Origin of the sequence: Micromonospora sp. DT43 (genome assembly GCF_049841645.1) — a bacterium.
In the GTDB taxonomy this organism is placed as follows: Bacteria; Actinomycetota; Actinomycetes; order Mycobacteriales; family Micromonosporaceae; genus Micromonospora.
This window is the reverse complement of record NZ_JBNCKR010000006.1, coordinates 313,619-339,575: the sequence shown is the minus strand read 5'-3', so window position 1 is coordinate 339,575 and position 25,957 is coordinate 313,619. Positions and strand designations below refer to the sequence as shown.

24 protein-coding genes are annotated in these 25,957 nt (G+C 71.9%); 12 read left to right on the top strand and 12 right to left on the bottom strand.

The genetic code is table 11. From position 1 onward, the window contains the following. Positions 1-199 precede the first annotated feature (199 nt). Positions 200-697: a CAP family protein gene (locus ACLQ26_RS17840; protein ID WP_425745461.1), complete on the top strand. Its 498-nt coding sequence runs from the start codon at positions 200-202 to the stop codon at positions 695-697. 191 nt (positions 698-888) lie between these two features. Here ACLQ26_RS17840 and ACLQ26_RS17835 read toward each other — a convergent pair whose 3' ends face one another. After that, a complete protein-coding gene (locus ACLQ26_RS17835; protein WP_425745460.1) occupies positions 889-1,449 on the bottom strand; it encodes a TetR/AcrR family transcriptional regulator in 561 nt (186 codons plus the stop codon). Between the two features lie 83 nt (positions 1,450-1,532). On the opposite strand from ACLQ26_RS17835, the gene ACLQ26_RS17830 reads away from it, so the two are divergent. Genes ACLQ26_RS17830 through ACLQ26_RS17815 form a run of 4 tightly spaced genes read left to right on the top strand, consistent with a single transcriptional unit; the run spans position 1,533 to position 6,283 of the window. Next, a complete protein-coding gene (locus tag ACLQ26_RS17830; protein ID WP_425745459.1) occupies positions 1,533-1,979 on the top strand; it encodes a DoxX family protein in 447 nt (148 codons plus the stop codon). Positions 1,980-2,004: 25 nt separating this feature from the next. Further along, positions 2,005-2,487, top strand: a complete 483-nt coding sequence (locus ACLQ26_RS17825) for a MarR family winged helix-turn-helix transcriptional regulator (protein ID WP_425745458.1) — start codon at positions 2,005-2,007, stop codon at positions 2,485-2,487. Then, positions 2,481-4,214, top strand: coding sequence for an ABC transporter ATP-binding protein (locus ACLQ26_RS17820; RefSeq protein WP_425745457.1), 1,734 nt, complete (start codon positions 2,481-2,483; stop codon positions 4,212-4,214). The genes ACLQ26_RS17825 and ACLQ26_RS17820 overlap by 7 nt, the downstream gene beginning before the upstream one ends. Then, positions 4,211-6,283, top strand: a complete 2,073-nt coding sequence (locus ACLQ26_RS17815; RefSeq protein WP_425745456.1) for an ABC transporter ATP-binding protein — start codon at positions 4,211-4,213, stop codon at positions 6,281-6,283. The genes ACLQ26_RS17820 and ACLQ26_RS17815 overlap by 4 nt, the downstream gene beginning before the upstream one ends. A 60-nt stretch (positions 6,284-6,343) precedes the next feature. Here ACLQ26_RS17815 and thrS read toward each other — a convergent pair whose 3' ends face one another. Further along, the gene (gene thrS / locus ACLQ26_RS17810; protein ID WP_425745455.1) at positions 6,344-7,561 is read right to left on the bottom strand and encodes a threonine--tRNA ligase; all 1,218 of its coding nucleotides are present in this window, start codon (positions 7,559-7,561) and stop codon (positions 6,344-6,346) included. Positions 7,562-8,079: 518 nt separating this feature from the next. Here thrS and ACLQ26_RS17805 point away from each other — a divergent pair. Beyond that, positions 8,080-8,700 (top strand): DedA family protein, encoded by a 621-nt coding sequence (locus ACLQ26_RS17805; RefSeq protein WP_425745454.1) that lies wholly within the window; start codon positions 8,080-8,082, stop codon positions 8,698-8,700. Positions 8,701-8,742: 42 nt separating this feature from the next. Here ACLQ26_RS17805 and ACLQ26_RS17800 read toward each other — a convergent pair whose 3' ends face one another. Continuing rightward, entirely contained in the window at positions 8,743-8,946 is a 204-nt protein-coding gene (locus tag ACLQ26_RS17800) for a hypothetical protein (RefSeq protein WP_425745453.1), read from the bottom strand. 76 nt (positions 8,947-9,022) lie between these two features. On the opposite strand from ACLQ26_RS17800, the gene ACLQ26_RS17795 reads away from it, so the two are divergent. Next, complete coding sequence (locus tag ACLQ26_RS17795; protein WP_425745452.1) at positions 9,023-9,643, top strand: DUF998 domain-containing protein; 621 nt, start codon at positions 9,023-9,025, stop codon at positions 9,641-9,643. Here the strand turns inward: ACLQ26_RS17795 and ACLQ26_RS17790 are convergent. Beyond that, positions 9,621-11,024: an NAD(P)H-quinone dehydrogenase gene (locus ACLQ26_RS17790; RefSeq protein ID WP_425745451.1), complete on the bottom strand. Its 1,404-nt coding sequence runs from the start codon at positions 11,022-11,024 to the stop codon at positions 9,621-9,623. The two genes, ACLQ26_RS17795 and ACLQ26_RS17790, sit on opposite strands and share 23 nt — an antisense overlap. Positions 11,025-11,190: 166 nt before the next feature. On the opposite strand from ACLQ26_RS17790, the gene ACLQ26_RS17785 reads away from it, so the two are divergent. Beyond that, positions 11,191-11,646 (top strand): gamma-glutamylcyclotransferase, encoded by a 456-nt coding sequence (locus tag ACLQ26_RS17785; RefSeq protein WP_425745450.1) that lies wholly within the window; start codon positions 11,191-11,193, stop codon positions 11,644-11,646. A gap of 72 nt (positions 11,647-11,718) precedes the next feature. Here ACLQ26_RS17785 and ACLQ26_RS17780 read toward each other — a convergent pair whose 3' ends face one another. The 4 genes from ACLQ26_RS17780 to ACLQ26_RS17765 all read right to left on the bottom strand — a co-directional run bounded on the left by ACLQ26_RS17780 (position 11,719) and on the right by ACLQ26_RS17765 (position 15,184). Next, positions 11,719-12,678: a GNAT family N-acetyltransferase gene (locus ACLQ26_RS17780; protein ID WP_425745449.1), complete on the bottom strand. Its 960-nt coding sequence runs from the start codon at positions 12,676-12,678 to the stop codon at positions 11,719-11,721. Between the two features lie 58 nt (positions 12,679-12,736). Continuing rightward, positions 12,737-13,474: an SCO6745 family protein gene (locus ACLQ26_RS17775; RefSeq protein WP_425745448.1), complete on the bottom strand. Its 738-nt coding sequence runs from the start codon at positions 13,472-13,474 to the stop codon at positions 12,737-12,739. 98 nt (positions 13,475-13,572) lie between these two features. Beyond that, positions 13,573-14,547: a hypothetical protein gene (locus ACLQ26_RS17770; RefSeq protein ID WP_425745447.1), complete on the bottom strand. Its 975-nt coding sequence runs from the start codon at positions 14,545-14,547 to the stop codon at positions 13,573-13,575. Between the two features lie 4 nt (positions 14,548-14,551). After that, complete coding sequence (locus tag ACLQ26_RS17765; RefSeq protein WP_425745446.1) at positions 14,552-15,184, bottom strand: MBL fold metallo-hydrolase; 633 nt, start codon at positions 15,182-15,184, stop codon at positions 14,552-14,554. Between the two features lie 93 nt (positions 15,185-15,277). On the opposite strand from ACLQ26_RS17765, the gene ACLQ26_RS17760 reads away from it, so the two are divergent. Further along, entirely contained in the window at positions 15,278-16,234 is a 957-nt protein-coding gene (locus tag ACLQ26_RS17760) for a DUF4349 domain-containing protein (RefSeq protein ID WP_425745509.1), read from the top strand. Here the strand turns inward: ACLQ26_RS17760 and ACLQ26_RS17755 are convergent. After that, positions 16,191-17,450, bottom strand: a complete 1,260-nt coding sequence (locus ACLQ26_RS17755) for an amidohydrolase (RefSeq protein ID WP_425745445.1) — start codon at positions 17,448-17,450, stop codon at positions 16,191-16,193. The two genes, ACLQ26_RS17760 and ACLQ26_RS17755, sit on opposite strands and share 44 nt — an antisense overlap. A 445-nt stretch (positions 17,451-17,895) precedes the next feature. Further along, entirely contained in the window at positions 17,896-19,479 is a 1,584-nt protein-coding gene (locus ACLQ26_RS17750; RefSeq protein ID WP_425745444.1) for an acyl-CoA mutase large subunit family protein, read from the bottom strand. 206 nt (positions 19,480-19,685) lie between these two features. Between ACLQ26_RS17750 and ACLQ26_RS17745 the strand changes: the two genes are divergently transcribed. Together ACLQ26_RS17745 and ACLQ26_RS17740 are read left to right on the top strand one after the other, a co-directional pair. Then, the gene (locus tag ACLQ26_RS17745; protein ID WP_425745443.1) at positions 19,686-21,755 is read left to right on the top strand and encodes a protein kinase domain-containing protein; all 2,070 of its coding nucleotides are present in this window, start codon (positions 19,686-19,688) and stop codon (positions 21,753-21,755) included. 48 nt (positions 21,756-21,803) lie between these two features. Beyond that, entirely contained in the window at positions 21,804-23,477 is a 1,674-nt protein-coding gene (locus tag ACLQ26_RS17740) for a phospho-sugar mutase (RefSeq protein ID WP_425745442.1), read from the top strand. Between the two features lie 10 nt (positions 23,478-23,487). Here the strand turns inward: ACLQ26_RS17740 and ACLQ26_RS17735 are convergent, their stop codons facing one another. Together ACLQ26_RS17735 and upp are read right to left on the bottom strand one after the other, a co-directional pair. Beyond that, positions 23,488-24,165: a GOLPH3/VPS74 family protein gene (locus tag ACLQ26_RS17735; RefSeq protein WP_425745441.1), complete on the bottom strand. Its 678-nt coding sequence runs from the start codon at positions 24,163-24,165 to the stop codon at positions 23,488-23,490. A gap of 73 nt (positions 24,166-24,238) precedes the next feature. After that, on the bottom strand, positions 24,239-24,871 hold the full coding sequence (upp, locus tag ACLQ26_RS17730; RefSeq protein WP_425745440.1) for a uracil phosphoribosyltransferase: 633 nt from the start codon (positions 24,869-24,871) through the stop codon (positions 24,239-24,241). 123 nt (positions 24,872-24,994) lie between these two features. On the opposite strand from upp, the gene deoC reads away from it, so the two are divergent. After that, on the top strand, positions 24,995-25,954 hold the full coding sequence (deoC, locus tag ACLQ26_RS17725) for a deoxyribose-phosphate aldolase (protein ID WP_425745439.1): 960 nt from the start codon (positions 24,995-24,997) through the stop codon (positions 25,952-25,954). The last annotated feature ends 3 nt before the right edge of the window (positions 25,955-25,957 follow it).

Sequence of the window (25,957 nt, the reverse complement as noted above, 5' to 3'; positions counted from 1 at the left end):
AACGGGAGTATCGAACGACAGGATTTCGATGTCGCTAATAGGACACAACAATTCCGCTATAGCACCATATTGATGAGATTTACACCGGCCAGCCAACTCGATGACTGACATTGTGGTGAGCACACTTGCCGCGTGTGATTGAACCGTGACAAGATGTGGCGGGCGCCCGAAACAATTCCTCGGCGAAAGTTGAGAAATCATGCGCGAAGCGTTTGCGGACCACACGGACCCGGCATTTCTCCAGGAAGCGTTGAGTCAGATCAACAGTTACCGGGCGCAGCACGGGGCGCCACCGCTCACTCTCGACCCGCAACTGGTGGAATATGCCAAGTCGCGGGCGGCGAAGATGTCCGCGGCCGGGCAGATCAGCCACGACGGTCTCGACCGCCAGCAGTACGGCGAGAATGCGGCCTGGCAGGCCACATCCACTCCGGGTACGCCGGGAGCGGCAGCCGGAGCGACCTCCGACTGGTACAGCGAGGTCGACAATTTCAACTTCACCAGCCCGGAGGGCCCCCACTCCGGGGTCGTCGGTCACTTCACCGCAACGGTGTGGAAAGGCAGCACCAAGGTGGGCATAGGGCGAGTCGCGGGTCAGGGCGCCGAGTACTACGAGACGTTCATCGTGGCGAACTTCTCCCCACCCGGGAACATGAGGGGAAGCTTCGCGGCGAACGTGTCGCCGAAACAAGCCTGAATGCCATTCCCTCCAGGCGCGGGATGCGCCTGGAGGGAATGCTCGGCCGCGAATCAAGCCTGGAATTTCCCACCTCGGTGGATCGCACTAGTCAACGTGGAATTTCACGTCGATTCCGGCGCGTTCAGCCGTGCAAGCCGGTTAGAGAATGCTCCATGATCGACACCGTGAAAGGCCGCGGGCGGGTGCTCTCAGGCCGACAGTCGGCGTAGCACGACGCGGGCCGCCTCACGTGGGTTGCCGCCGACGCGCTCCGGTAGGGCACCCGACAACCAGAGGGTCGCGAAGCCGTGGGCGATCGACCAGGCCGCGAGCGCGTCCCGGTCGGTGTCGACCGGACCACCGCCGCCGGACAGAGCGGCCACTCCGGAGCGGAGCGCGGCACCGGAACGCTCCCGTGCGGCGATCAGCTCGGGGTCGTCGGCCCGGTGAAGCTCGGGCCGGAACATCACCTCGAAGTACGCGCGGTGCGTGACGGCGAAGTCGACGTACGCGACACCGGCCTCCAGAAAGTCGTCGTGCGTGGCTACCAACGCCTGGGCCAGCAGGTCGAAGCCCTGAGCGGCGAGCGCGGTGAGCAGGCCCGCCTTGTCGCCGAAATGGTGTGCGGGCGCGGCGTGTGAGACGCCGGCACGACGGGCGAGGTCGCGCAGGCTCAGCGCGGCTGGCCCCACCTCCTCGATGGCCTCCAGGGCCGCGGCGAGCAGGGCGCGGCGCAGGTCGCCGTGGTGGTACGCGCGCGTCTCGGTCATGCCCGAACCCTATCTTGTCATTGACAAGATGCCATCCGGTCTCGCAATCTTGTCACTGACAAGTTTCTTCGAGGAGGACTCCGATGGCACCCCTGATCGCCCTGATCGTCGGCACCACCCTGGCCCGATTGGCCGGCCTGGCCGGCGTCGCCGCCCTCGACGGCTGGCACCCCGCACTACGGGTCGGGCTGGCGCTGCTGTTCGTGGTGACCGGTCTCGCGCACTTCGCCGGTCGACGCCGCGCCGGCCTGATCGCGATGGTCCCGCCGGGCCTGCCGCGACCGGACCTGCTGGTCACCCTCACCGGCGTGCTGGAACTGGCAGGCGCCGTCGGGCTGCTGATCCCGGCGACCGCCCGACTGGCCGCCGCCGGGCTCGGCCTGCTCCTGCTCGCGATGTTCCCGGCCAACGTCTCGGCCGCCCGCCGGGGGCTCACCCTCGCCGGACGCGCGGTGACCCCGCTTCCGCAGCGCACGGTCCTGCAGATCGTGTTCGTGGCCACTGCTGCGGCTATTTCGTTTGGCCCCTGACTATCAGGGAGCTAAGGTACGCCTCGTGGAACTCGTGACCCTCCAGGACGCGCCGCTCGGCCGGCTGCTGCTCGTGGCCGGGCACCTCGTCGAACAGCGGTGGAACCGGTACCTCGCCGAGGAACACGGCCTCACCCATGCCGGCATGGTGACCCTGATGACGCTCGCCCGACACGGTGAGCTGCCGCACCGCGAGGTCGCCGAGATGGGCTTCGTCCGCCCGGCGACCCTGACCGGCATCGTGGACACGCTGGCCCGCGACGGGCTGGTCGAGCGGCAGCGCGACGACAACGACAGGCGCAGCATCCGACTGGCCATCACCCCCGCCGGGCGGGAGCGGGTGGCGAGACTCACCTCCATGATCCACTCCGGGCGCCCCATCACCTCGGTCGACGCCGACCCGGCGAAGGCCCAGGTGATCCGGGAGTTCCTGCTCGAGGTCATCGGCAGCGGGGACGACCCGCGGATGACCGGACGACCCACCGACGCGAAGGAACCGTCGTGCTGATCCGACTGTTGCGCGGGCAACTGCGCGCCTACCAACGACCGCTGCTGGCGGTGGTGCTGCTCCAGTTCGTGGGCACCATGGCCTCGCTCTACCTGCCCAGCCTCAACGCGGACATCATCGACAAGGGCGTGGCCCGGGGCGACACCGGCTACATCGTGCACACCGGCGGCTGGATGCTGCTGGTCAGCCTGGTCCAGATCATCTGCTCGATCGCCGCCGTCTACCTCGGCGCACGGACCGCGATGGGCTTCGGTCGGGACGTCCGCGCCCGACTGTTCGCGCACGTCAACCGCTTCTCCGCCCGCGAGGTGGCCCGGTTCGGCGCACCGTCGCTCATCACCCGGAACACCAACGACGTGCAACAGGTGCAGATGCTCGTGCTGATGAGCTGCACCATGCTTGTCGCCGCACCGATCATGAGCGTCGGCGGCGTGTTCATGGCGCTGCGCGAGGACATCGGGCTCTCCTGGCTGATGCTCGTCAGCGTTCCGGTGCTGGCTGTCGCGCTGAGCGCGATCATCCGGCGGATGGTGCCGGGCTTCCGGCTGATGCAGACCCGGATCGACACGGTCAACCGGGTGCTGCGCGAGCAGATCACCGGCATCCGGGTGGTCCGCGCATTCGTCCGCGAGCCGTACGAGACGGCCCGATTCGGTGTCGCCAACGCCGACCTGACCGCCACCGCCCTGCGTACCGGACGGTTGTTGGCGTTGATCTTCCCGGTGGTCATGCTGGTGCTGAACGTGTCCAGCGTGGCGGTGCTCTGGTTCGGCGCGCAGCGGGTCGACTCGGGTGCGATCGAGATCGGCGCGCTCACCGCCTTCCTGCAGTACCTGATGCAGATCCTGATGGCCGTGATGATGGCCACCTTCATGCTGATGATGGTGCCCCGGGCCGCGGTCTGCGCCGAGCGGATCGTCGAGGTGCTGGACACCGACTCCTCGGTGGTCCCGGCCGCCACCCCGGTCAGCGACCTGCCCACCCGGGCCGAGTTGGAGCTGCGCGGGGTGCGCTTCCAGTACCCGGGCGCGGTCGAGCCGGTGCTGCGCGACATCTCCTTCACCGCCACCCCTGGCACCACCACGGCCATCATCGGCAGCACCGGCGCGGGCAAGACGACACTACTGTCGCTCATTCCCCGCCTGGTCGACGTCACCGGCGGCGCGGTGCTCGTCGACGGGGTGGACGTCCGCGAGCTGGAACCCGACGAGCTGTGGCGGCGCATCGGGTTGGTGCCGCAACGGCCGTACCTGTTCACCGGCACAGTTGCCAGCAACCTGCGCTACGGCAATCCGGACGCCACCGACGAGGAGCTGTGGGCGGCGCTGGAGATCGCCCAGGCCCGTGACTTCGTGGCGCAGATGCCCGGCGGCCTGGACGCGCCGATCGCCCAGGGCGGCAGCACCGTCTCCGGTGGCCAGCGGCAACGCCTGGCCATCGCCCGGGCGCTGGTCCGGCAGCCGGAGATCTACCTCTTCGACGACTCGTTCTCCGCGCTCGACCTCGGCACCGACGCGCGGCTGCGGGCGGCGTTGCGGCCGGTCACCGCGCAGTCGGCGGTGGTGATCGTGGCCCAGCGGGTGTCCACGATCGTCGACGCCGACCAGATCATCGTGCTCGAGAACGGAGGGGTCGTCGGAGTGGGACGACATGCCCAGTTGTTGGAGACCTGCCCGACGTACGCCGAGATCGTGGCTTCCCAGCAGACGGCGGAGGTGGCGGCATGAGCGAGCCGGACGAGTCGCGGACCGCGACCGTACCCAGTCAGAAGCCCGGCGGCGACGCGCAGCAACCCGGCGCCGGCGCTGCGACGCCGAAGCGGCTGCCTGCCGGCCGTCCGGGCGGCGGCCCGCCCTGGATGAGCGCCGGGATGCCCGCCGAGAAGTCGATGAACTTCGGGCCGTCGGCCCGCCGGTTGCTCGGTCGGCTGCGCCCGCACCGGCTGCACCTGAGCGCGATCATCACTCTCGCCGTGGTGAGCGTCGGGTTCAGCGTGGCCGGCCCGAAGATCCTCGGCCACGCCACCGACCTGATCTTCAGTGGGGTGATCGGTCGGCGGCTCGACCCGGGCACGACCACCGAGCAGGCCGTCGCGGCGGCGCGGGCCAGCGGCAACGACAGCTTCGCCGACATGCTGGCCCGGATGGACGTGGTGCCCGGCGTGGGCATCGACTTCGACGCGCTGCGCCGGGTGCTGCTGCTGGCGCTCGGGCTCTACCTGGCGGCGAGCGTGCTGTCGTGGTGGCAGGGCTGGCTGCTCAACGGGGTGGTCCAGCGCACCGTGCTGCGGCTGCGCGCCGAGGTGGAGGAGAAGCTCAACCGGCTGCCGCTGCCCTACTTCGACAGGCAGCCGCGCGGTGAGCTGCTCAGCCGGGTCACCAACGACATCGACAACATCTCGACGAGCCTCCAGCAGACCCTGAGCCAGCTGCTCACCTCGCTGCTGACAGTGGTCGGCGTCCTTGTCGTGATGTTCTGGATCTCACCGCTGCTGGCCCTGGTGGCCCTGGTCGCCGTCCCACTGTCGGTGATTGTCACCCAGCGCATCGCCAAGCGCTCCCAGCAGCAGTTCATCGCCCAGTGGAAGCACACAGGCGAGCTGAACGGCCAGATCGAGGAGGCGTACACCGGCCACGAGCTGGTCAAGGTCTTCGGCCGGCAGCGCGAGGTGGAGGCCGAGTTCCACGCGAAGAACGACGAGCTGTTCCGGGCCAGCTTCGGCGCCCAGTTCGTCTCCGGGATCATCATGCCGTCGATGATGTTCATCGGAAACCTGAGCTACGTGGCGATCGCCGTGGTCGGTGGGCTGCGGGTGGCCTCCGGGACGATGAGCCTCGGCGACGTGCAGGCGTTCATCCAGTACTCCCGCCAGTTCACCCAGCCGCTGACGCAGCTCGCCTCGATGGCCAACCTGCTCCAGTCCGGGGTGGCGTCGGCCGAGCGCGTCTTCGCGGTGCTCGACGCCGACGAGCAGAGCCCCGACCCGGTCGAGCCGGCCCGGGTCGTCGACCCGCACGGCCGGGTCGAGTTCGAGCACGTCTCCTTCCGGTACACGCCGGAGAAGCCGCTGATCGACGACCTGTCGCTGGTCGCCGAGCCGGGGCACACCGTGGCCATCGTCGGCCCGACCGGCGCCGGCAAGACCACCCTGGTCAACCTGGTCATGCGCTTCTACGAGCTGGACGCCGGCCGGATCACGCTCGACGGCGTGGACATCACCACGATGCGCCGCGACGACCTGCGCGGACGCATCGGCATGGTGCTCCAGGACACGTGGCTCTTCGGCGGCACCATCCGCGACAACATCGCGTACGGCCGGCCGGACGCGACCGAGGAGGAGATCGTCGCCGCGGCCCGGGCCACCTTCGTGGACCGTTTCGTACGCAGCCTCCCGGACGGCTACGACACGGTCATCGACGAGGAGGGCAGCAACGTCAGCGCTGGCGAGAAGCAGCTCATCACCATCGCCCGGGCGTTCCTGGCCGAACCGTCCCTGCTGATCCTGGACGAGGCGACCAGCTCGGTGGACACCCGCACCGAGGTGCTGCTCCAGCGGGCGATGGCCGCGCTGCGCTCGGACCGGACCAGCTTCGTCATCGCGCACCGGCTCTCCACCATCCGCGACGCCGACCTGATCCTGATGATGGAGGACGGGCGGATCGTCGAGCAGGGCACCCATGAGCAGTTGCTCGCCGCCCAGGGCGCGTACCACCGGCTCTACCGCTCGCAGTTCACGGGCGCCGCGGTCGACGAGGAACCGGCCGCGTCCGCCGGAGCCCAGCCGGCGTCGGTCTGAGGGCGGACCGCCGTGCGCGCCACACGATCGACGACGGTCCGCCCCATGCCGGTGGGCGGGTCAGCCCGCCGGCAGCAGGTCGGCCGCGCGGGCGGCGACCTGCCCGCCGATCAGGGCGAGCGCGGCGGCGGCGGGCATCGGGTCCAGGGCGCGGCCACCGCGCAGGCGCAGCGCGAGGCGTCCGTCGGCCGCCTCCCGGGCACCCAGCACCCCGAGGTACGGGACGCGGCGGCGGGCCGCGTCCCGGACCCGGGCGCCCAGCGAGCCGGCGGCGTCGACCTCGACCCGCAGGCCGGCGTCGACGGCTCTCCGGGCCAGCTCGGCCGCCGCGTCGGCCTGCGCGTCGTCCACCGGCAGCAGCACCAACTGCACGGGCGCGTACCAGGCCGGGAACGCGCCCTCGTGCACCTCGATGAGGTACGCGAACAGCCGCTCCATGCTGCCGACCAGGCTGCGGTGCACCATCACCGGCCGCCGTCGGCTGCCGTCGGAATCGGTGTACGACAGGTCGAACCGCTCGGGCTTGTCGAAGTCCACCTGGATGGTGGAGATGGTCGACTCGCGGCCGGCCGCGTCCACGATCTGAATGTCGATCTTCGGTCCGTAGAAGGCGGCCTCCCCGGGCGCCTCGACGTAGTCCACCCCGTCCAGCGCGCCCCGAAGCAGGTCCTCGGCGCGGGCCCACTGCGCGTCGTCGCCGACGTACTTCCCGCCCGATCCGCGCAACGACAGCCGGAGCCCGGCCGGGCGGACGCCGAGCGCGGCGTGCGCCTCGCGGATCAGCCGGAGGATCTCGGCGACCTCCGCACCCACCTGCTCGGGAGCGCAGAAGGTGTGCGCGTCGTTCAGCGAGATGGCACGTACCCGGGACAGCCCGCCGAGCACCCCGGAGCGCTCCGAGCGGTACATCCCGCCCAGCTCCGCGATCCGCAGCGGCAGCTCCCGGTAGGAGCGGCCCCGAGCCCGGAACACCAGCGCGTGGTGTGGGCAGAGCGCCGGGCGGAGCACGAATTCGTCGTCGGCGCTGAGCCGCATCGGCGGGAACATGTCGTCGGCGAAGTAGCCGAGGTGGCCGGAGAGTTCGAAGAGCTCGCGCTTGCCCAGCGGCGGCGAGTAGACGTGCTGGTGGCCGGAGCGGCGCTCCAACTCCCGGACGTACTCCTCGACGGCGTGCCGGGCCGCGGCGCCGGCCGGCAGCCAGATCGGCAGGCCGGCGCCGGCCAGCGGATCGGAGACGAAGAGGTCCAGCTCACGGCCGAGCCTACGGTGGTCGATCATGTCGGGCTCCTGGATCGGGGACGACCCGGAGGCGACCTGGACACCGAACGCCGCGCGGCCATCCGGGGCGGATCGCCCCGGGGCCTGGTCGACGGTGGTTACGTCAGAGCGGCACGCCGGGGACACCCGGCGTCGTGGTCACCACTACCGCGCTGCGCATACGGCGACGCTACCCGTCGGGCCGTCGAGGACGCACCCGGATTTGCGGCTGTGGGAGAGGGGGCGGGCCGCCGGCGCGGGACCCGCCGGCGGCCCTGGGCGAGCCCAATCGTCAGGAACGGGGGACCCGACGGGCTGGGCCGCTCCGACAACGGTACGCCGACGGACGCCGATCCGCCGACCGCCTCGGCACGCTGTGGGACAGTCGCCGACCCGTCACCCGAGGGGTGTTCGCCTCGTTGGACCGGGGTGGCCCAGTGGTGTCGACGGTCACGACGCGACGGGGTTGTCCACGGTGATGCCGGCCACGCCGTCAGGCTCAAGACACCCAATCGGCCGCATCCGGCGAGGTGGCAGGCATGCCCGAACTACTGACTGACGTCGCGTCGCCGACGTGGGCGTACCTGGTGCTGCTCGGCCTCCTGATCGCGGACGCCTTCGTGCCGGTGATACCCACCCAGATCGTCATGATCACCAGTGGCGCGCTGACCGTGTACGGCGGCCTCAGCCTGCCGGTCACCATCGCCGTCGGCGCGCTCGGCGTGTTCGCCGGTGACCTCGCCTGCTACCTGCTTGGGCGTGGAGCACCGGACCGGCGGGCGCCACGGCACGCCGAGCCCAGCCGGGCCCGCCGGATGGCGAGCCGGGTCACGCAGGGATTACGCCAACCCGGGCCGCTTGTCATCCTGCTCTGCCGCTTCGTGCCCGGTGGGCGCATGGCGGCCTGCTTCTCGGCCGGCCGCAGCCGCTATCCGTACCGGCTGTTCGCGCTCTACGAGGCGATCGCCGCCCTGGGCTGGGCCACCTACGGCGCGCTGGTCGGGCATCTGGGCGGCACCGCGCTTACCGAGTCCGCCTGGCGGCTGGCCATCATCGCCACCGCCGCGGCGGCCGGCTTCGCGGCAGCGGGATGGGCCATGACGCTTGTCAGCGCCCGCCACGCCCGCGCCGCCACCGGAACCGACATCCCGATCGACTGAGCCGCAACCGCTCTGGCAGGTCGAACGCCTCGAAATAGACGCCTACGGCAGGTCGGCGGTGAGCTCTTCTCGCCACTGCGCGAAGCGTTCGCGCATCTCTTGAATGTGGGCCGAAGCGGCACCGTAGGCGGCGAAGCGCCGGTCTGGATAACGCTCCAACATGCCGAACAGGTCCGCCAGGATCCGTACGTCGGAGCGGCACAGATCGCGGGCAGGACATCCACTGCGCTCTTCGAGCCCATTCATCTAGGGGTGATCCCTCCGGGCGATTTCGGTGGGCTTCCCCGATCCGGCTCGGGTGTCATCGGCCGCAGGCTGAGGCATGTCTCGAACCTGGAACACCGGTGTGGTGGCGCTCGGCGGAATCGCCCTGGCGGCGCTGCTCACCGTGATCGGTCATTTCGAGGTCAACGACGACCTCAACCCCTGGGCGCTGACCATCAGCGACTTCGCGGTCTCCGACCGGGGTGGCGTCATCGACGTCGCCATGGTGGTGCTGGCGCTCGCCACCGTGGCCCTGCTGTACGGATTGCGCCGCGCCGACCCGACCCGACCCCGTTCCAGTCCAACGGCCGAGCTGCTGCTCGGGGCATGGGTGGGTGGTCTGCTGCTGGCCGCCGTGGTGCCGACCAACGAGCCTGGTACCGCCATGACCACCGCCGCCTACCTGCACCGGTACGCGTCGGTGGTCGCCTTCCTGGCGCTGCCGGTCGGCGGCTGGCTACTGGCCCGCCGACCCGACCTGACACCCGCCGCCCGCACGCTGCGCACCCTCGTCCTGCTCAGCCTCGCGCTGGCGGCGGCGATGGTCTGGTCCGCCTACCCCGGCGACCGCGTGCTGATCGGCCTGGCCGAACGCCTCCTCATCCTCACCGAGGTAGCGGTCCTGGCGACGATCGCGATCGTCCAGGCCCGACGGCTCACTCCAGCTCGTGCAGCATGAGCTGCCGGGCGGCCTCGGTGATGGACCCGGACAGCGACGGGTAGATCGTGATGGTCTGGGCCAGCTCGTTGACAGTCAGGTTGTTCTCCACGGCCATGGTGATCGGCAGGATCAGCTCGCTGGCCTTCGGGGCGACCACCACACCGCCGATCACCTGGCCGCTCGCCGGCCGGCAGAACAGCTTCACGAAACCGTCCGACAGGTCGTCCATCTTGGCCCGGGCGTTGCCGGACAGCGGCAGCATCACCTGCCGGGCCGGGGTCTTGCCGGCGTCCACCTCGTCCTGCGAGACACCCACGGTGGCCAGCTCCGGGTCGGTGAAGACGTTCGCCGCGACGGTCCGCAACCGCAGCGGACGGACCGCCTCGCCGAGTGCGTGCCACATCGCGATCCGGCCCTGCATGGCGGCAACGCTCGCCAGCAGCAGCACGCCCGTGCAGTCACCGGCGGCGTAGATGCCTGGCACGTTCGTCCGGGAGACCCGGTCGACAGTGACGTAGCCGCCCCGGCCCAGCTCCACGCCGTACTCGGCCAGGCCCAGGTTCGCCGTGTTGGGGATCGAGCCGACCGCGATAAGCGCGTGCGAGCCGGTGACCTTGCGACCGTCGGACAGCTCCACCTCGACCCCGTCGGCGGTACGCCGGACCGCGTCGGCGCGGGAGTTGTTGAGGATGTTCATTCCTCGGTTACGGAACACCCGCTCGATGGCCGACGCCGCGTCGGCGTCCTCGTGCGGCATCACCCGGTCCCGGCTGGAGACCAGGGTGACCTCGACCCCCATGGCCAGGTACGCGCTGGCGAACTCGGCGCCGGTCACGCCGGAACCGACCACGATCAGGTGCTCGGGCAGCTCCGGCAGGTCGTACACCTGACGCCAGGTCAGGATGCGCTCCCCGTCCGGTACGGCGGTGGGCAACTGGCGGGGTGTCGAGCCGGTGGCCACCAGCACTGTGGACGCGGCGATCGAGTACTCCTCGCCGCCGTCGGCGGGGGTGACGATGACCAGGTGGGTGTGCCCGAGGGCGTCCTCGCCCATCCGGGCGGTGCCGGCCACGACCGTGACCCCGGCCTTGAGCAGCTTGGCGTGGATGTCGGCGGACTGCGCCAACGCGAGGCGCTTGACCCGCTCGTGCACGGCCTGCGCGTCGACGGTGACCGCCTCCAGGCCGTCCGAGTGCACCCCGAACTCCTCGGTGTCCCGGTAACCGGTGACCACCTGCGAGCTGGCGATGAACGTCTTCGACGGCACGCAGTCGGAGAGCACGCAGGCCCCGCCCGCGCCGTCGGCCTCGACCACTGTGACATCGGCGTCCAGTTGGGCGGCGACCAACGCTGCCTCGTACCCGGCCGGCCCACCGCCGATGATCACGATCCGGCTCACAGAGCCATCCCTTCGCTCGCGACTGCGGGGCTCCGCTCCGCTGCACTCCTCGCGCTCATCACGTTCGCCCCCCGATCGATTCTCACAGTGACTTTCTTCTCCCGAACGCGTCCGACACGCACAGTCGTATTCTCCCCCACCCACCCGCCGGGCTATCGTCATCGCCGTGCGTCATCACGCCGCCTACGGCTCAAACCTCGACCCGGCCCGGATGCGGGCCTACTGCCCGCACTCGCCCATGGTGGGCACCGGCTGGCTGGAGGGGTGGCGGCTGACCTTCGCCGGCGCCGACCTGATCGGCTGGGAGGGCGCGGTGAGCACCGTCGTCGAGTCCCCCGGCGACCGGGTCTTCGTGGCGATCTACGACATCCACCCGTACGACGCGGCCCAGCTCGACGAGATCGAGGGGGTGACCGCCGGCACGTACCGCAAGCTGCACGTCCGGATCTCGACCCTCGACGGCGACGTGACCGCGTGGGTCTACGTGTTCGACGGGTACGAGGGCGGCCTGCCGACCTCGTGGTACCTGTCCGAGATCGCGAACGCCGCCGAGAAGGCGGGCGCGCCGGACGACTACGTCACCGAGCTGCGGTCCCGTCCCACCGGCACCGCGTCCCCGTAGCGCGTATCCCACGCCCCCAGTCTGCAACCGTCGCGGCTCGGGTGGCCCGTCGGGCCCGGCCGGGGTCGCCAATCACACACCGGCGGCGGGGACGACCCGCTCGTACATGTCGGTCCAGAGGGTCTCCCGCAGGCCCACCGACTCGTACAGCGACAGCGGGGCGGTGGGGTTGGTCAGGTCCACCCCCAGACCGGCCGACGTCCGCCCCTTCTCCGCGTAACGGGCGAACGCGCGGCGCAGCAGCGCCGCACCCACACCCCGCCGGCGGTACGCGGGCAGCACCGACAGACCCTTCACCCAGCCCTGCTGCTGGTCGAGCGCCTGGTCGGAGGACTGCAACGCGCCGGCGAGCACCCCGTCGACCTCGGCGACGAACCACTCGTCCCAGGCTGTCGCGTCACCGATGCGGGCCCGCCACCGCTCGTACGACAGCGGCTCGTGGTCCGGGGTGTCGCCGAACGCGACGTCGTGGATCCGGTGGAACTCCCGCAGCTCGGCCTCGTCGTCCGGGCGGACCTGCCGCACCGTCACCCCGGGCGGCGGCGACGGCTCGGCGGGCAGGTCGGCAAGCGAACGGCGCATCCGGACGTACCGCTTGGTCAGTGTGAATCCGGCGGCACGCAGGTCCCGGGCCCAGTCGCGCTCCGGGGCGCACACCGCGCACCGGACGGTGAGCGCCGGCAGTCGCCGCTCGGCGGCCCGCTCGGCGACCCGGTCGAGCTGCCGGGCCAGCAGCGGCGCGCGGAGGGTGGCGGCCCGCTGCGGGTCGACGTAGACCTCCACGAACTCACGGCCGACCCCTGTCGGGTTGTCCACCGTCGCCCAGGCGACCACTGTGCCGTCCGGGTCGAGCGCCAGCCAGGAGTCCTGGCTCGGGTCGAAGTAGGGAGCGGTGAGCGACGCCTCGACGTCGTCGGCGTCGAAGTCGGGATGGCCGATGGCGAAGGTGTCGGCCGCGTGCACCACCGCGAGGATCGCCGGTACGTCGTCGAGGGTGGGGCGGCGCGTGGTCCAGCCGGCGGGAAGCGTCACGGCAGAAGATCCTGGCAGCCGCTGGCCGACGACGCCGCCCATTTTCCGCCGGGGCGGCTCAGCCGGCGAGGCCGGCGCGGGTGCGGTGCAGCAGCTCCACCAGCTCGCCGCCGTCGGCGGGGCCGAGCGCCGCGAACGCCGGTGCGGCCAGCCGGTTGGTCACCGCCTCCGCCCAGAGCCGCCGACGCACCAACGGCCCGATCGGGGGGTACGGCGGCGGCCAGCCGCACGCCACCGCGCCTGCCTCGCCCTCGGGCCCGGCCAGCACCGCCTCCAGCGGGGTCATGCCGGAGGCGCGTACCGCCAGCAGGTAGGCGCCCGTGAAGTGTTCACGCAGCAGTCGTAGCCCGGCGGCGCTCCGGGCGCCCGGGGAGAGATCCGGCAGTGGCATGGCCCGCCACGCGGCGAAGAGCGGCATGCCGCTGGCGTCCGCGGCGGCCACGGCCCGTTCGACGAGGCCGGCCAGGCGCTCGGCCCCCGGTAGCACCGCGAGCTGCTGCGTCCCCCACCGGCAGCACTCGACGAGACTCGCGGCTGCCACCTCGGCTGGTCGTAGGACCCGGGCGGCGGCGTCCCAGCCGTCGGCGACGGCATCCGGTGCCACGAAACCGATGGCGGCGGCGGCCGTCTCCGCCCGTACGTCACCGAGCGCGCCGGCCCGCCCGGTGATGTAGAAGGCCCAACCGGAGATGCCGAGCTGCCGGGCCCGGCGCAGCGTGCTCGGGCACCTGCTGAACCCGTCGCCGAGATCGAGGATGACGGGCTTGCTGGCGGCGGCGATCTGCTCCGGCGTCACCGGGGCGCCGCCCGTGGGCGTCGCGGCACGGCGGCGGCGCTCCGCTCGGGGTCGGCTGGCCCCGGACGGCCCGTCCGCTCGTCGTCGTCCATCGATTGTCAGTCTGCCGCGCCATCACCCGCGTCCGCATCCCCCTCTTCGGCCGCCAACGCCTCGACGGCCGCCTCGACCTCGCCCGCCCGCCGCCGCGCGACGGTGACCGCCCGTTCGGCCGCCCGCCGGGCCAGCTTGGCCCGGCTGAGGTCCTGCTCGGCGACCGCCCGCCGTCGCTCCAGCTCGGCCAGCTCGGTCTCGATCCCGTCGAGGACGGCGACACCGTCGCGTTCCTGCCCGGTCGCCTCGGTCAACTCGTCCTCGGCCCGCTGCTGGTCGGCCCGGGCGCGATCCCACTCGCGGTCCAGCGCCCGGCGGCGGCGGGCGCGCTCGGCCCGGGCCGCCCGCTGCGCCGCACGCTCGGCCTGCGCGGCCCGCTCCCCGGCCCGGTCGGGGGGCGCGCTGCGACCCTCGCGCTGGACACCGGGCCGGCGGGTGGGGCGCCCGGCCTCCGGCTCCTCGTCGCCGGTGACCAGTCGCAGCTGCGGTCGGGGCACCTCACCGAAGCCGGCGTAGCTGGCCGAGCGGAGCAGCCGGCCGGTCCGGACCTGCTCGGCGACCTCGGCGTCGGAGAGCGCCGCGTTCAGGGTCGCCTCCACCTCGGCGAGTGGCAGTCGGCCGGCCGGCGGGGCCTCCGGCTCCGCCGCGGCGAGCTTGCGGACCTCGGCGACCAGGGCGCCGACCACCGCCCGGCGCTGGGCGGACAGCTCCCGCAGTCGGGGACCGCGCAGCTCCCGCTGGGCGGCTCGCAGGGCGTCGGCGAGTTGGACCAGGTCGGCGACCAGCTCGGGACGTCGGATCGCGAGCAGGTTCACCAGCCAGGCGGCGACCGTGGGGCGACGCAGCCGGGCCAGCTCCCGGGCGGTGGTCGGGTCGCCGGCCCGGCGGGCGTCGGCCACGGCGGCGTCCCGGGCGGCCACGAACCGGTCCGGTGGAGTGCGGTAGAGCTGCTGCACCAGCTCCGCGGAGGGGCCCGGCATCGCGTCAGACGTCCACCCGGCTACCGGGCTCCAGCCGCTGGTAGTCGGTGCCGGACAGCGCGGCGTACTGCCTGTCGAGCACCGCCAGCCCGTTGTCGTTGAGCAACGCGTCGTGCAGGGCGTACGCGCGTCGGGGCGCGACCGCGCGGATGAAGTCGACCACCTCGGAGAACTTCGACCAGGGGGCGTGGATCGGCGCGAACAGCGTGTCGACGGGTGTCTCGTCGGGCACCACCAGGGAGTCTCCCGGGTGGTAGACCACGTCGTTGATCAGGTAGCCGAGGTTGTCCACCACCGGGATGTCGGGATGGATCACCGCGTGCCGCCCGCCGTACGCGCGGACGGCGATCCCGGCGGCGGTGAACGACGCACCGGCGTCGACCGGGCGCAACGCCTCGGCCGCGTCGCCCAGGGCCTCGGCGAGCGAGGCGGGCCCGTGGATCGGAAACGGCTGCCGGTCCAGTTGCAGGCGCACCGCCGCCAGGTCGAGGTGGTCGGGGTGTTGATGGGTGATCAGCACCGCGTCCGCGCCGTCCAACGCCCTCGCGGGGTCGCTGAACATTCCGGGATCGATGACGAGCACTCCCCCGTCGTGTTCCACCCGCAGACAGGAGTGGGCGTACTTGGTGAGCCGCATCGTGACTCCTCGGCTGTCGAATCGTGATGTCCTCAGCGCAGTCTGCCGGAACCAGCCGGCGTGCGCGTCACGTCCGAGCTATCGCCACTGAAGCTGACGACGATGGGAGCGGGGATGGACGGACGGGCAGGACGACGCCGCGGCGCACTACTGGCGGCAGGGGCACTAACGGCGGCGCTGGCTCTCGCGGGGTGCAGCGCCGGCGACAGCGGGTCGGCGGACTCGGCGGCCCCGGCGGCCAAGGCCCCGCTGGCGGAGGGCGGGGCGGCCGACAAGGGCAGCGCCGCGGACGCGGGGGCCGGGGCCGGTGCTCCGGACCTGCGGGTCGACCAGCGGGCGATCATCTACACCGGAACGATGCGGGTGCAGGTGGCCAATGTGGACGACGCCGCCCGCGAGGTCAACGCGGCGGTCACTCGGGCCGGCGGTTTCATCGGCGGCGACCAGCGGCGTAGCGCCGAGGCCGACGCGGTGGCGGAGTTGCAGCTACGGGTGCCGGCGGCGAAGTTCGCCGGGGTCGTCGAGGAGGTGGCGAAGCTCGGCCGGCAGGAGAGCCGGGAGATCAACACCCAGGACGTCACCGAGGAGACCGTCGACCTGGAGGCCCGGATCATCACTCAGCGGGCGCGCGTGGACAGCGCACGGCGGCTTCTCGCCCGCGCCAGCTCGATCGCCGACCTGGTGTCGTTGGAGAACGAGTTGGGTCGCCGGGAGGCGGACCTGGCCTCGCTGGAGGCCAAGAAGCGGCGACTGGCCGACCTGACCGCGTTGTCCACGATCACTGTGTCACTGGCCGGGCCGGCGGCGAAGACCACCGAGGAGAGGGCCGAGACCGGCTTCCTGGTCGGGCTCAAGGGTGGCTGGGGGGCGTTCGTCACCTCGATGACGATCCTGCTCACCGTCCTGGGGGCGTTGCTGCCGTGGCTGGTGGCGTTCGGCGTACCGCTGGCGGTTCTGCTGCTGGTGCTGCGCCGGCGACGGAAGTCGCCGACGCTCACCGCCGGGGTCAGCGCGCCGCCGCCAGTGCCCGCAGCGCGGTCTGCACCATGACGCGTACGCCGGCCGGGATGGCCCGCTCGTCCACGTCGAAGGACGCGCGGTGCAGGTCGACGTTGGGCCCGGTGCGGCCCACGCCGAGGCGGGCGAGGGCGCCGGGGACGTACTCCAGATACCAGCTGAAGTCCTCGCCGCCCATGCTCTGCGGTGTCTCGGCGATCCCCTCCGGGCCGAGCGCGGCGCCGGTGGCGGCGGTGAGCACCTGGATCGCGCGGGAGTCGTTGCTCACCGGCGGCCTGCCGCGCAGGTACTCCAGGTCGACGGTGGCGCCGGTCGGGGCGATCACGTCCCGCACCACCTGAGCCACGATCTTGGGAGCCTGCTCCCAGGTGTCGCGGTCCATGACGCGCAGGGTGCCCGAGGCGGACGCCTCGGAGGGGATCACGTTGTAACGGGTGCCGGCCGAGGCGTGGCCGAACACCAGCAGCAGCCCGCTGTTGGCCGGCACCCGGCGGCTGACCAGGGCCGGCACCTCGGTGATCAGCCGACCGAGGGCGTCGACCAGGTCGACTGTCAGGTGCGGGCGGGCGGTGTGCCCGCCCGGCCCGGAGAGCCGGACGGTGACGTTGTCGGCGGCCGCCGTGATCGGGCCGACCCGAAGGCCGACCTGGCCCACAGGCAGGTTCGGGTCGCAGTGCAGCGCGAAGATCTGCACGACGTCGTCCAGGCCGCCGGCCTCGATGACCTCAAGCGAACCGCAGGGCAGGATCTCCTCGGCCGGCTGGAAGATGAGCCGGACCCGGCCGTCCAACTCGCCGAGGTCGGCGAGCTGGGCCAGCAGCATGCCGACGCCGAGCAGGATCGTGGTGTGCACGTCGTGGCCGCAGGCGTGGCAGACGCCCTCGACGGTGGAGCGGTACGGCACGTCCTTGGGGTCGTCCAGAGGCAGGGCGTCGATGTCGGCGCGCAGCGCGATGATCGGGCCGTCGGAGCGGCCGTTGACGTCGCAGATCACGCCGTTGCCCTTGGGCAGCAGCCGAGGGTGCAGGCCGGCCAGGGAGAGCTCCCTGGCGATCAGGGCCGCCGTCTCGAACTCCGTACCTGACAACTCGGGGTGCGAGTGGAGGTGACGGCGCGTGGCGATGAGCCCCGGTACCCGAAGGGCGAGGAGGTGGTCCAGGTCGCGGGGCAGGGGCTGGGACCCGGGCGGAGTCTCCGGCCAGGACGACGCCAGCTGGCCGCCGGTGGGCAGCGTCAACGCACTCGTCACGTCGAATTCTCGATCACTAGAGATGGATGGATCATCGGGGACAGCAGACAGCCTAGACCTCCGGCGGTGACGCTGCGCAACCTCGTTATGGTGATGATCGGATCGCGTAGCGTCACGTATGCCCTGCTGAGGACGCTCGTCGAGGTGCGGGACCGCAGGTAGATCGCGTTCGAACGCCGTCATCCGCCCCCTCACCTCCTACTACGCGTAACCGGACCGGGTGGCCACGAGTCGAGACGCGACCCATGGACCGCACGCTGCGAATTGTCGCATTAGTCGGGGTGATGAACTGACACTCCGACAATAAGCCGACCACTCTCCGCAACGGGCCGGACAAGGACGCTCACATACGCCCGCCCACCCCGACCGCACACCGTGTGCGTTCCGGCACGCACCCCGTCGGCGTACCCGCAAACCCGGGCGGACACACCCGGGTCGGAACCGGTCAGAACCGGTCGGTGGGCCGGTACAGCCCCCAGACCTCGCGCAGCGTGCCGCAGACCTCGCCCACCGTGGCCCGGGCGCGCAGCGCCTCCTTCATCGGGTAGAGGACGTTTTCCGAGCCCTCGGCGGCGGCGCGCAGCTCGGCGAGGGCCCGCGTCACCGCGTCGGCGTCCCGCTCGGCGCGCAGCCGGGCCAGCTTCTCGGCCTGCGCCGCCTCGATCGTCGGGTCGACCCGCAGCGGCTCGTACGGCTCCTCCTCGTCGATGGCGAACCGGTTGAGCCCCACCACCACCCGCTCGCTGGAGTCGATCTCCTGAGCGATCCGGTACGCCGACTGCTCGATCTCCCGCTTCTGGAACCCGGCCTCGATCGCGTCGACGGCCGAACCGTGGTCGGCCACCCGCTCCATCAGCTCCACGGCGGCGGCCTCCAGCTCCGCGGTCATCGCCTCCACCACGTACGAGCCGGCGAACGGGTCGACGGTGGCCGTCAGGTCCGTCTCGTACGCCAGCACCTGCTGGGTGCGCAGCGCGAGCCGGGCGGCCTTCTCGGTGGGCAGCGCGATGGCCTCGTCGAAGCTGTTGGTGTGCAGCGACTGCGTGCCGCCGAGCACCGCGGCCAGGCCCTGCACCGCGACCCGGACCAGGTTCACCTCCGGCTGCTGGGCGGTGAGCTGCACACCGGCGGTCTGGGTGTGGAAGCGCAGCATCATCGACTTCGGATCCTTTGCGCCGAAGTCGTCATGCATCAGCCGGGCCCAGATCCGCCTGGCGGCACGGAACTTCGCCACCTCCTCCAGCAGCGTCGTACGGGCCACGAAGAAGAACGACAGTCGGGGCGCGAAGTCGTCCACGGCGAGCCCGGCGGCCAGCGCGGCGCGGACGTACTCCACGCCGTTGGCCAGGGTGAACGCGATCTCCTGCGCGGGCGTCGCGCCGGCCTCGGCCATGTGGTAGCCGGAGATGGAGATCGTGTTCCACTTCGGCACCTCCTTGCGGCAGTACGCGAAGGTGTCGGCGACCAGGCGCAACGACGGCTTCGGCGGGAAGATGTACGTCCCCCGGGCGATGTACTCCTTGAGGATGTCGTTCTGGATGGTGCCGTTGAGCGCGGTGCCCGGCACCCCGTTCTCCTCGGCGACGAGCTGGTAGAGCAGCAGCAGCACCGAACCGGGCGCGTTGATGGTCATCGAGGTGGACACCCTGTCCAGGGGGATGTCGGCGAAGAGCAGCCGCATGTCCTCGATGGAGTCGATGGCCACGCCCACCTTGCCGACCTCGCCGTGCGCGATCGGGTCGTCGGAGTCGTACCCCATCTGCGTCGGCAGGTCGAAGGCGACCGAGAGACCCATGGTGCCGGCCCGCAACAGTTGGTGGTAGCGCGCGTTGGACTCGGTGGCGGTGCCGAAGCCGGCGTACTGGCGCATGGTCCACGGACGGGAGGTGTACATCGTGGGGTAGACCCCCCGGGTGTACGGGAACTCGCCCGGGCCGCCCAGCCGGGAGTCCAGGTCCTCCGGAAGGTCAGCCGCCGTGTAGACGCCCTTGATCGGGAAACCGGACTCGCTTGACCGCCGTTCGCTCATCCCCGGATGGTAGGACGCCCCGGCTCAAGGTCGCGTGAGGGATACCGCACAGTGCGTCCCGACACCTCGACGGGAGGTGAACGGCTGGGCACGATCTGTGGACTTCGGTAAACGTCCGCCGCGTCGGCTTTCGCATCGGGCGTCGGAACCAGCAAGATAGGGGGGTTGTGTCCCAGCCCCCCTCGATTTCCCCCGGTGGCTTTTCTGTGACTCAGATCCCGACGTGGAGCGGCGGACAGGTAAGTCCCGCCAGCGGACGAGCAGCGCCCGGCACCACCATCGGTGGCCGGTACTCGCTGCGGTCCGCGGTGGGCAACGGCGGCATGGGCACGGTGTGGCGCGCCACAGACACCCTGCTGCGCCGTGACGTGGCGGTGAAGGAGGTCGTCCTTCCCCCGGGTCTGGCGCCCAGCGACCGCGACGCCATGTACGAGCGGACGCTGCGCGAGGCCCGCGCGGCCGCAGCCATCCAGCACCCGGCCGTGGTGCAGGTGTACGACGTGGTCACCGAGGCCGGTCGGCCGTGGATCGTCATGGAGCTGCTGGACGCCCGCAGCCTCGCCGACATGGTCATCGAGGACGGTCCGGTCGCGCCCCGCGCGGTCGCCAAGATCGGCATCGCGCTGCTCGGCGCCCTGGAGGTCGCGCACGCCATCGGCGTGCTGCACCGCGACGTCAAGCCGGCCAACGTGCTGATCTGCTCCGACGGGCGGTGCGTGCTCACCGACTTCGGTGTCGCCCGGATGCCCACCGACGTGCAGCTCACCACCCCCGGCATGGTGCTCGGCTCGCCGCACTTCATCTCACCCGAGCGGGCCATGGGCCAGGAGTTCGGCCCGCCGAGCGACCTCTTCTCGCTGGGCGTGACGCTCTACACGGCGGTCGAGGGTCGTCCGCCGTTCGACAAGGGCGACCCCATCGAGACCATGCACGCCGTCGTGGAGGACCCGCCGGCCCCGCCGCAGCGCAGCGGCGCCCTGACCCGGGTGCTGATGGGTCTGCTGGAGAAGGACCCGGCCCGCCGACTGGACGTGCACACCTCGCGGGGAATGCTGCGGGAGCTGCTCGCCGGCCCGCTGGGCAGCACCGCCACCGCCGTGCACTCGGTCACCGACCCGTACGCCGTGGTGCCCGTGCAGCAGCGCCCGGCACCCGTGCACCCGCCGGCCCAGCCGGAGGCGAAGCCGGAGGACCAGATCGGCGGTCGGGCCATGCTCGCCCCGGGTGAGTCGCTCACCGACCGGCTGGCCGCGCTGCGGCGGGGCGAACGCCCACAGCCGGCCGGCACCGCCGCCGCCGCTGCCGCCGCGTTGGACGAGACCAGCGCCGACGCGCTCGCCGGTCCGCTGCACACGCCCACCGGCGCGATGCCCACCCCCGAGCGTCCCGCCGCCGGGCGCACTTACGGCGGCAGCGCGGACGCCACCCAGCGGGTGGACGCCGGCGCGCACCCCGACGCCACCCAGCGGGTCACCTATGGCAGCCGGCCCGACGCCACGCAGCCGGTCGGTTACGGCGCGCCGGAGGCCACCCAGCGCATCGGCGGCAGCACCTACGGCGGCGGCAACCAGTGGTCCGTTCCGGGCACCGGCCAGCCCTGGACGACGACGCCACCCCCGGCCGCCGGCAGCGGCAGTGCCCTGGACAAGGTCCGCGCCACCGGAGGCCAGCTCGTCACCACCGTGAAGGGCTGGCCGCGCAAGATGCAGCTCGCCGCGGCCGGCGGCCTGGCCGTGGTGCTGCTGATCAGCATCGTGGCGCTCTCCAGCGGCGACGACCCCGCCCCGAGCGCCCCGCAGGCGCAGCCCACCTCGTCCGCTCCCGCGGCCTCGGCCGTCGAGATGCAGGAGCACACGGCCCGGGGCATCCAGGTCATGGTGCCGAAGGGCTGGAAGAAGGCCACCGGCGGCTCGTACACCGACTACATCGACCCGGAGGACAGCGGCCGCAAGGTGCGCATCATCACCGAGAAGTGGACCAGCAGCTCCACCCGCTGGGCCGAGACGGCCGAGAACGGCCTGAAGACCAAGACCACCTGCGTGAAGCCGTACGCGCAGATCGCGTCCAGGGAAACCAAGCTGGCCGACAAGCCGGCCGCCGAATTCGAGTACACCTGCGGCGCGGGTGACACCATGCGGCACGGCATCTGGCTCGGCGTGGCGCAGGACGGCAAGGCGTACTCGTTCTACCTGACCGCGAACGACGCCAAGTTCGCCGAGAGCAAGCCGATCTTCGACGAGATGGTGCGGACGTTCCAGCTCACCGGCGACGGCTGAGCCGGAGGGAACCGACAGCGGTGAACCGCCGCCGTGCTATCAAGAGGCATGGCGGCGGACACCACTGACATCGACGACATTCGCGAGCAAGCCCGACGTTGGCTTGCCGACGACCCCGACCCCGCCAGCCGGGCCGAGCTGACAGCGGTGCTCGACCGGCTGCCGGCGAGCGCCCCGGAGCTGGCCGACCGGTTCGCCGGCCCGCTGACCTTCGGGACCGCGGGCCTGCGCGGCCCGCTGCGCGCCGGCCCGAACGGTATGAACCTCGCCGTGGTCACCCAGGCCGCCGCAGGGCTGGTCGGCTGGCTCACCGCCCAGGGCGGCACCGGCCCCCTGGTGATCGGGTACGACGCCCGGCACGGCTCCCGCCAGTTCGCCGAGCGCACCGCCCAGGTGGCCACCGGCGCCGGCCGGCCGGCGCTGCTGCTGCCCCGCCCACTGCCCACCCCGGTGCTGGCGTACGCGGTGCGTCAGCTCGGCGCGGTGGCCGGCGTCATGGTCACGGCCAGCCACAACCCTCCCCAGGACAACGGCTACAAGGTCTACCTTGGCGCGGAGCTGGGCGGCGAGCTGGGCGCCGGGGCGCAGATCGTGCCGCCTGCCGACGCCGGTATCGAGGCTGCGATCCGGGCGGTCGGTCCGCTGACCCAGGTGCCGCTGGGCCGGCCCGGCGAGGTGCTCGGCGACGACCTCGTGGCGTCGTACGTCGAGCGGGCCACCGCGGTGATCGCGCCGGACGGGCCGCGGGACCTGTCGGTGGCGTACACCCCGCTGCACGGTGTGGGCGCGGCGGTGCTCACGGCGGCGTTCGCCCGGGCCGGTTTCCCGGTCCCCGGCGTGGTGCCCGAGCAGGCCGAGCCGGACCCGGCGTTCCCCACCGTCTCGTTCCCCAACCCGGAGGAGCCGGGGGCGGTGGACCGGCTGATCGCGCTTGCCGACGCCACTGGCGCGGACCTCGCCATCGCCAACGACCCGGACGCGGACCGCTGCGCCGTGGTCGTCCGGGAGGGCGAAGACGGGCGGGGCTGGCGGATGCTGCGGGGCGACGAGGTGGGCGTGCTTCTCGCCGACCACCTGATGCGGCGCGGGGTGACCGGGCTCTACGCCACCACGATCGTGTCGTCGTCGCTGCTGCGGGCGATGTGCGCGGCCCGGGGCCTGCCCTACGACGAGACGCTTACCGGGTTCAAGTGGATCGTGCGGGCCGGCGGCGGAAGCGCGCCGCTGGTCTTCGGCTACGAGGAGGCGCTCGGCTACTGCGTCGCCCCGGAGCACGTCCGGGACAAGGACGGCATCACCGCCGCGCTGACCGTGGCCGAGTTGGCGGCCGGCCTCAAGGCGCAGGGTCGCACGTTGACCGACCGGCTGGACGAGCTGGCCGCCGAGTTCGGCGTGCACCACACCGACCAGCTCTCCGTCCGGGTCGACGACCTGCGGGAGATCGTCGACGCGATGGCCCGGATCCGGGCGGCCACCCCGACCACGCTGCTGGGGCAGCCCATCGACAGTGCCCGGGACCTGCTGCCCGAGGCGGACGTGGTCATCCTGCGTACCGCGACGGCCCGGGTGGTGATCCGCCCCTCCGGGACCGAGCCGAAGCTCAAGGCGTACCTCGAGGTGGTGGAGCCGGTCGTGGACGGCGATGTCGCGGCCGCGCGCACCCGGGCCGGCGCGGCGATCGCGCAGCTGCGCGGTGAGATCGCCGCCGCCCTCGGGGTGTAGAGACGCAGGGTCAGCGGCGCGGGCCGAGGGCCTGGTCGACGGCGATGCCCAGGGCGGCGACGACCAGGCCCACCGAGGGACGGACCACCGAGTCGTCGGTGCTCACCTCGCCGGAGAATCCCGCGCCGGTGGCGATCTCCTGGAGCCGGCGGCGGGCGTCGGCGGCCTCCGCACCGCTGATGCCCAACGCGGACTCCATCCGCAGCACCACGACCAGGGTGGCCAGCGCGGCGGTCCGCTCGTCCGGGGCCGCCGCGCCGGTCAGCGCCTCGGTCAGCCGCTGCCGGGTGTCCGCCTCGACGGAGGCGTCCACGACCGGGTAGCGGTGCACGTGGATGAAGCCCAACTCGGTCTCGTCGACGTCCTGCACGACACCCTGGCTGCACAGGTCGCCGAGGATCCGGTCGCGCAGGCCGTGCCGCAGCCGCTGCACCCAGGAGGCCGGCGTGTGCGGCGTGTCAGCGGCGATCCGGCCCAGCACCTCGTCGGTGACCGGCTCGCCGGTGGGCGTCGGGTCGACGACGGCAAGGTTCCCGTTGTCGTACGCGATCCGGCCGGCCAGAGCCAGCTCGACGAGCACCGCGGCCGCCATGCCCAGGTCCAGGCTGATCCGCGGCATGGTGGCCTTGCCGGTCGAGTCGTCGTAGGCGAGGAGCAGCAACTCCTCGGCGAGCGCAACACCAGTCATGGCCCGAGACGGTAGCGGGTCCGCGCGTCACGCGCGCGGACCCGCCGTCACCCGGCACCGACCGGGTGGACGATCAGAATCGAGGCATGCCGCCGAACTGGCGGTCACCGGCGTCGCCGAGCCCGGGGACGATGAACATGCTGTCGTTGAGCCCCTCGTCGATCGAGGCCGTGACCAGGCGCAGCGGCAGACCCGAACGCCTCAGCCGCTCGATGCCGACCGGCGCGGCGAGCACGCAGAGCACGGTGATGTCGGTGCAGCCGCGGTCGGCCAGCAACCGGCAGGAGTGCTCCAGGGAGCCACCGGTGGCCAGCATCGGGTCGAGCACCAGCACCGGCAGCCCGGCCAGGTCGCGGGGCAGCGACTCCATGTAGGCGCGCGGCTCGTAGGTCTCCTCGTCGCGGGCCAGGCCCACGAAGCCCATCGAGGACTCGGGCAGCAGGCCCAGCGCGGCGTCCGCCATGCCCAGCCCGGCCCGCAGCACCGGCACGAGCAGCGGCGGGTTGGCCAGCCGCGTGCCCTCGGCGCCGGTGACAGGCGTCTGCACCTCGTACCGCTCGACGGGGAAGGACCGCGCCGCCTCGTACACCAGCATGGTGGTCAGTTCGTGCAGCGCCGCCCGAAACGTCGAAGAATCGGTGCGCGCGTCCCGCATGGCGGTCAACCGGGACTGGGCCAGCGGGTGGTCAATGACGTGTACGTCCACGATCGCTCAACCTACCGGTCCGTTCGGCACGCAGGTGCGGGTGCGGTCGGACCGGCGACGTCGCTCACGCCGAGCCCACCGTGACCAAGATCACTCAGCCGTCCGGTGCGTAGACTTCTCGGCATGACGGCGACAACGACGTCGGCCCGGTCGGACCTCTCCGAGCTGGGACGATCCGAGACCGCTCTGCGGACCTTCCTGCACGGCCTACCGGGCGTGGATCAGGTCGGCGCGGAGCAGCGGGCGGCACAGCTCGGCACCCGCTCCATCAAGACCACCGCGAAGGCACAGGCGATCGACCTGGCGATCCGGATGGTCGACCTGACCACCCTGGAGGGGGCGGACACCCCCGGCAAGGTGCGCGCGCTGGCCGCGAAGGCGCTGCGCCCGGACCCGGCCGACCCGTCCTGCCCGCACGTCGGCGCGGTCTGCGTCTACCCGGCCATGGTCCCGTACGTGGCGGAGGTGCTGCGGGGAAGCGCCGTACACCTGGCGAGCGTGGCGACCGCGTTCCCGTCGGGTCAGGCACCGCTGGAGATCAAGCTCGCCGACACCCGGGCCGCCGTCGCGGCCGGCGCCGACGAGATCGACATGGTGATCAACCGGGGTGCGTTCCTGGCCGGGCGTTACAAGGAGGTCTACGACGAGATCGTGGCCACCAAGGAAGCCTGCGGGGACGCCCACCTCAAGGTCATCCTGGAGACCGGCGAGCTGGCCACGTACGACAACGTGCGTCGCGCCTCCTGGCTGGCCATGCTGGCCGGCGGCGACTTCATCAAGACGTCCACCGGCAAGGTGCCGGTCGCGGCCACACTGCCGGTGACGCTGGTGATGCTGGAGGCGGTTCGTGACTTCCGCGCGGCAACCGGACGGCAGGTGGGCGTGAAGCCCGCCGGCGGCATCAAGACCACCAAGGACGCCATCAAGTACCTGGTGATGGTCAACGAGACCGTCGGCGCGGACTGGCTCGACCCGGACTGGTTCCGCTTCGGCGCGTCCAGCCTGCTCAACGACCTGCTCATGCAGCGCACCAAGCTGACGACCGGCGTCTACTCCGGTCCCGACTACTTCACCCTGGACTGATAG

What these genes read in the sequence shown, in the direction of transcription:
- ACLQ26_RS17840 (WP_425745461.1), top strand. Translation starts at nt 200, where the DNA reads ATGCGCGAAGCGTTTGCGGACCACACGGACCCGGCATTTCTCCAGGAA.
- ACLQ26_RS17835 (WP_425745460.1), bottom strand. Translation starts at nt 1,449, where the DNA reads ATGACCGAGACGCGCGCGTACCACCACGGCGACCTGCGCCGCGCCCTG.
- ACLQ26_RS17830 (WP_425745459.1), top strand. Translation starts at nt 1,533, where the DNA reads ATGGCACCCCTGATCGCCCTGATCGTCGGCACCACCCTGGCCCGATTG.
- ACLQ26_RS17815 (WP_425745456.1), top strand. Translation starts at nt 4,211, where the DNA reads ATGAGCGAGCCGGACGAGTCGCGGACCGCGACCGTACCCAGTCAGAAG.
- thrS (WP_425745455.1), bottom strand. Translation starts at nt 7,561, where the DNA reads ATGATCGACCACCGTAGGCTCGGCCGTGAGCTGGACCTCTTCGTCTCC.
- ACLQ26_RS17805 (WP_425745454.1), top strand. Translation starts at nt 8,080, where the DNA reads ATGCCCGAACTACTGACTGACGTCGCGTCGCCGACGTGGGCGTACCTG.
- ACLQ26_RS17800 (WP_425745453.1), bottom strand. Translation starts at nt 8,946, where the DNA reads ATGAATGGGCTCGAAGAGCGCAGTGGATGTCCTGCCCGCGATCTGTGC.
- ACLQ26_RS17795 (WP_425745452.1), top strand. Translation starts at nt 9,023, where the DNA reads ATGTCTCGAACCTGGAACACCGGTGTGGTGGCGCTCGGCGGAATCGCC.
- ACLQ26_RS17770 (WP_425745447.1), bottom strand. Translation starts at nt 14,547, where the DNA reads ATGCCGGGCCCCTCCGCGGAGCTGGTGCAGCAGCTCTACCGCACTCCA.
- ACLQ26_RS17765 (WP_425745446.1), bottom strand. Translation starts at nt 15,184, where the DNA reads ATGCGGCTCACCAAGTACGCCCACTCCTGTCTGCGGGTGGAACACGAC.
- ACLQ26_RS17750 (WP_425745444.1), bottom strand. Translation starts at nt 19,479, where the DNA reads ATGAGCGAACGGCGGTCAAGCGAGTCCGGTTTCCCGATCAAGGGCGTC.
- ACLQ26_RS17740 (WP_425745442.1), top strand. Translation starts at nt 21,804, where the DNA reads ATGGCGGCGGACACCACTGACATCGACGACATTCGCGAGCAAGCCCGA.
- ACLQ26_RS17735 (WP_425745441.1), bottom strand. Translation starts at nt 24,165, where the DNA reads ATGACTGGTGTTGCGCTCGCCGAGGAGTTGCTGCTCCTCGCCTACGAC.
- deoC (WP_425745439.1), top strand. Translation starts at nt 24,995, where the DNA reads ATGACGGCGACAACGACGTCGGCCCGGTCGGACCTCTCCGAGCTGGGA.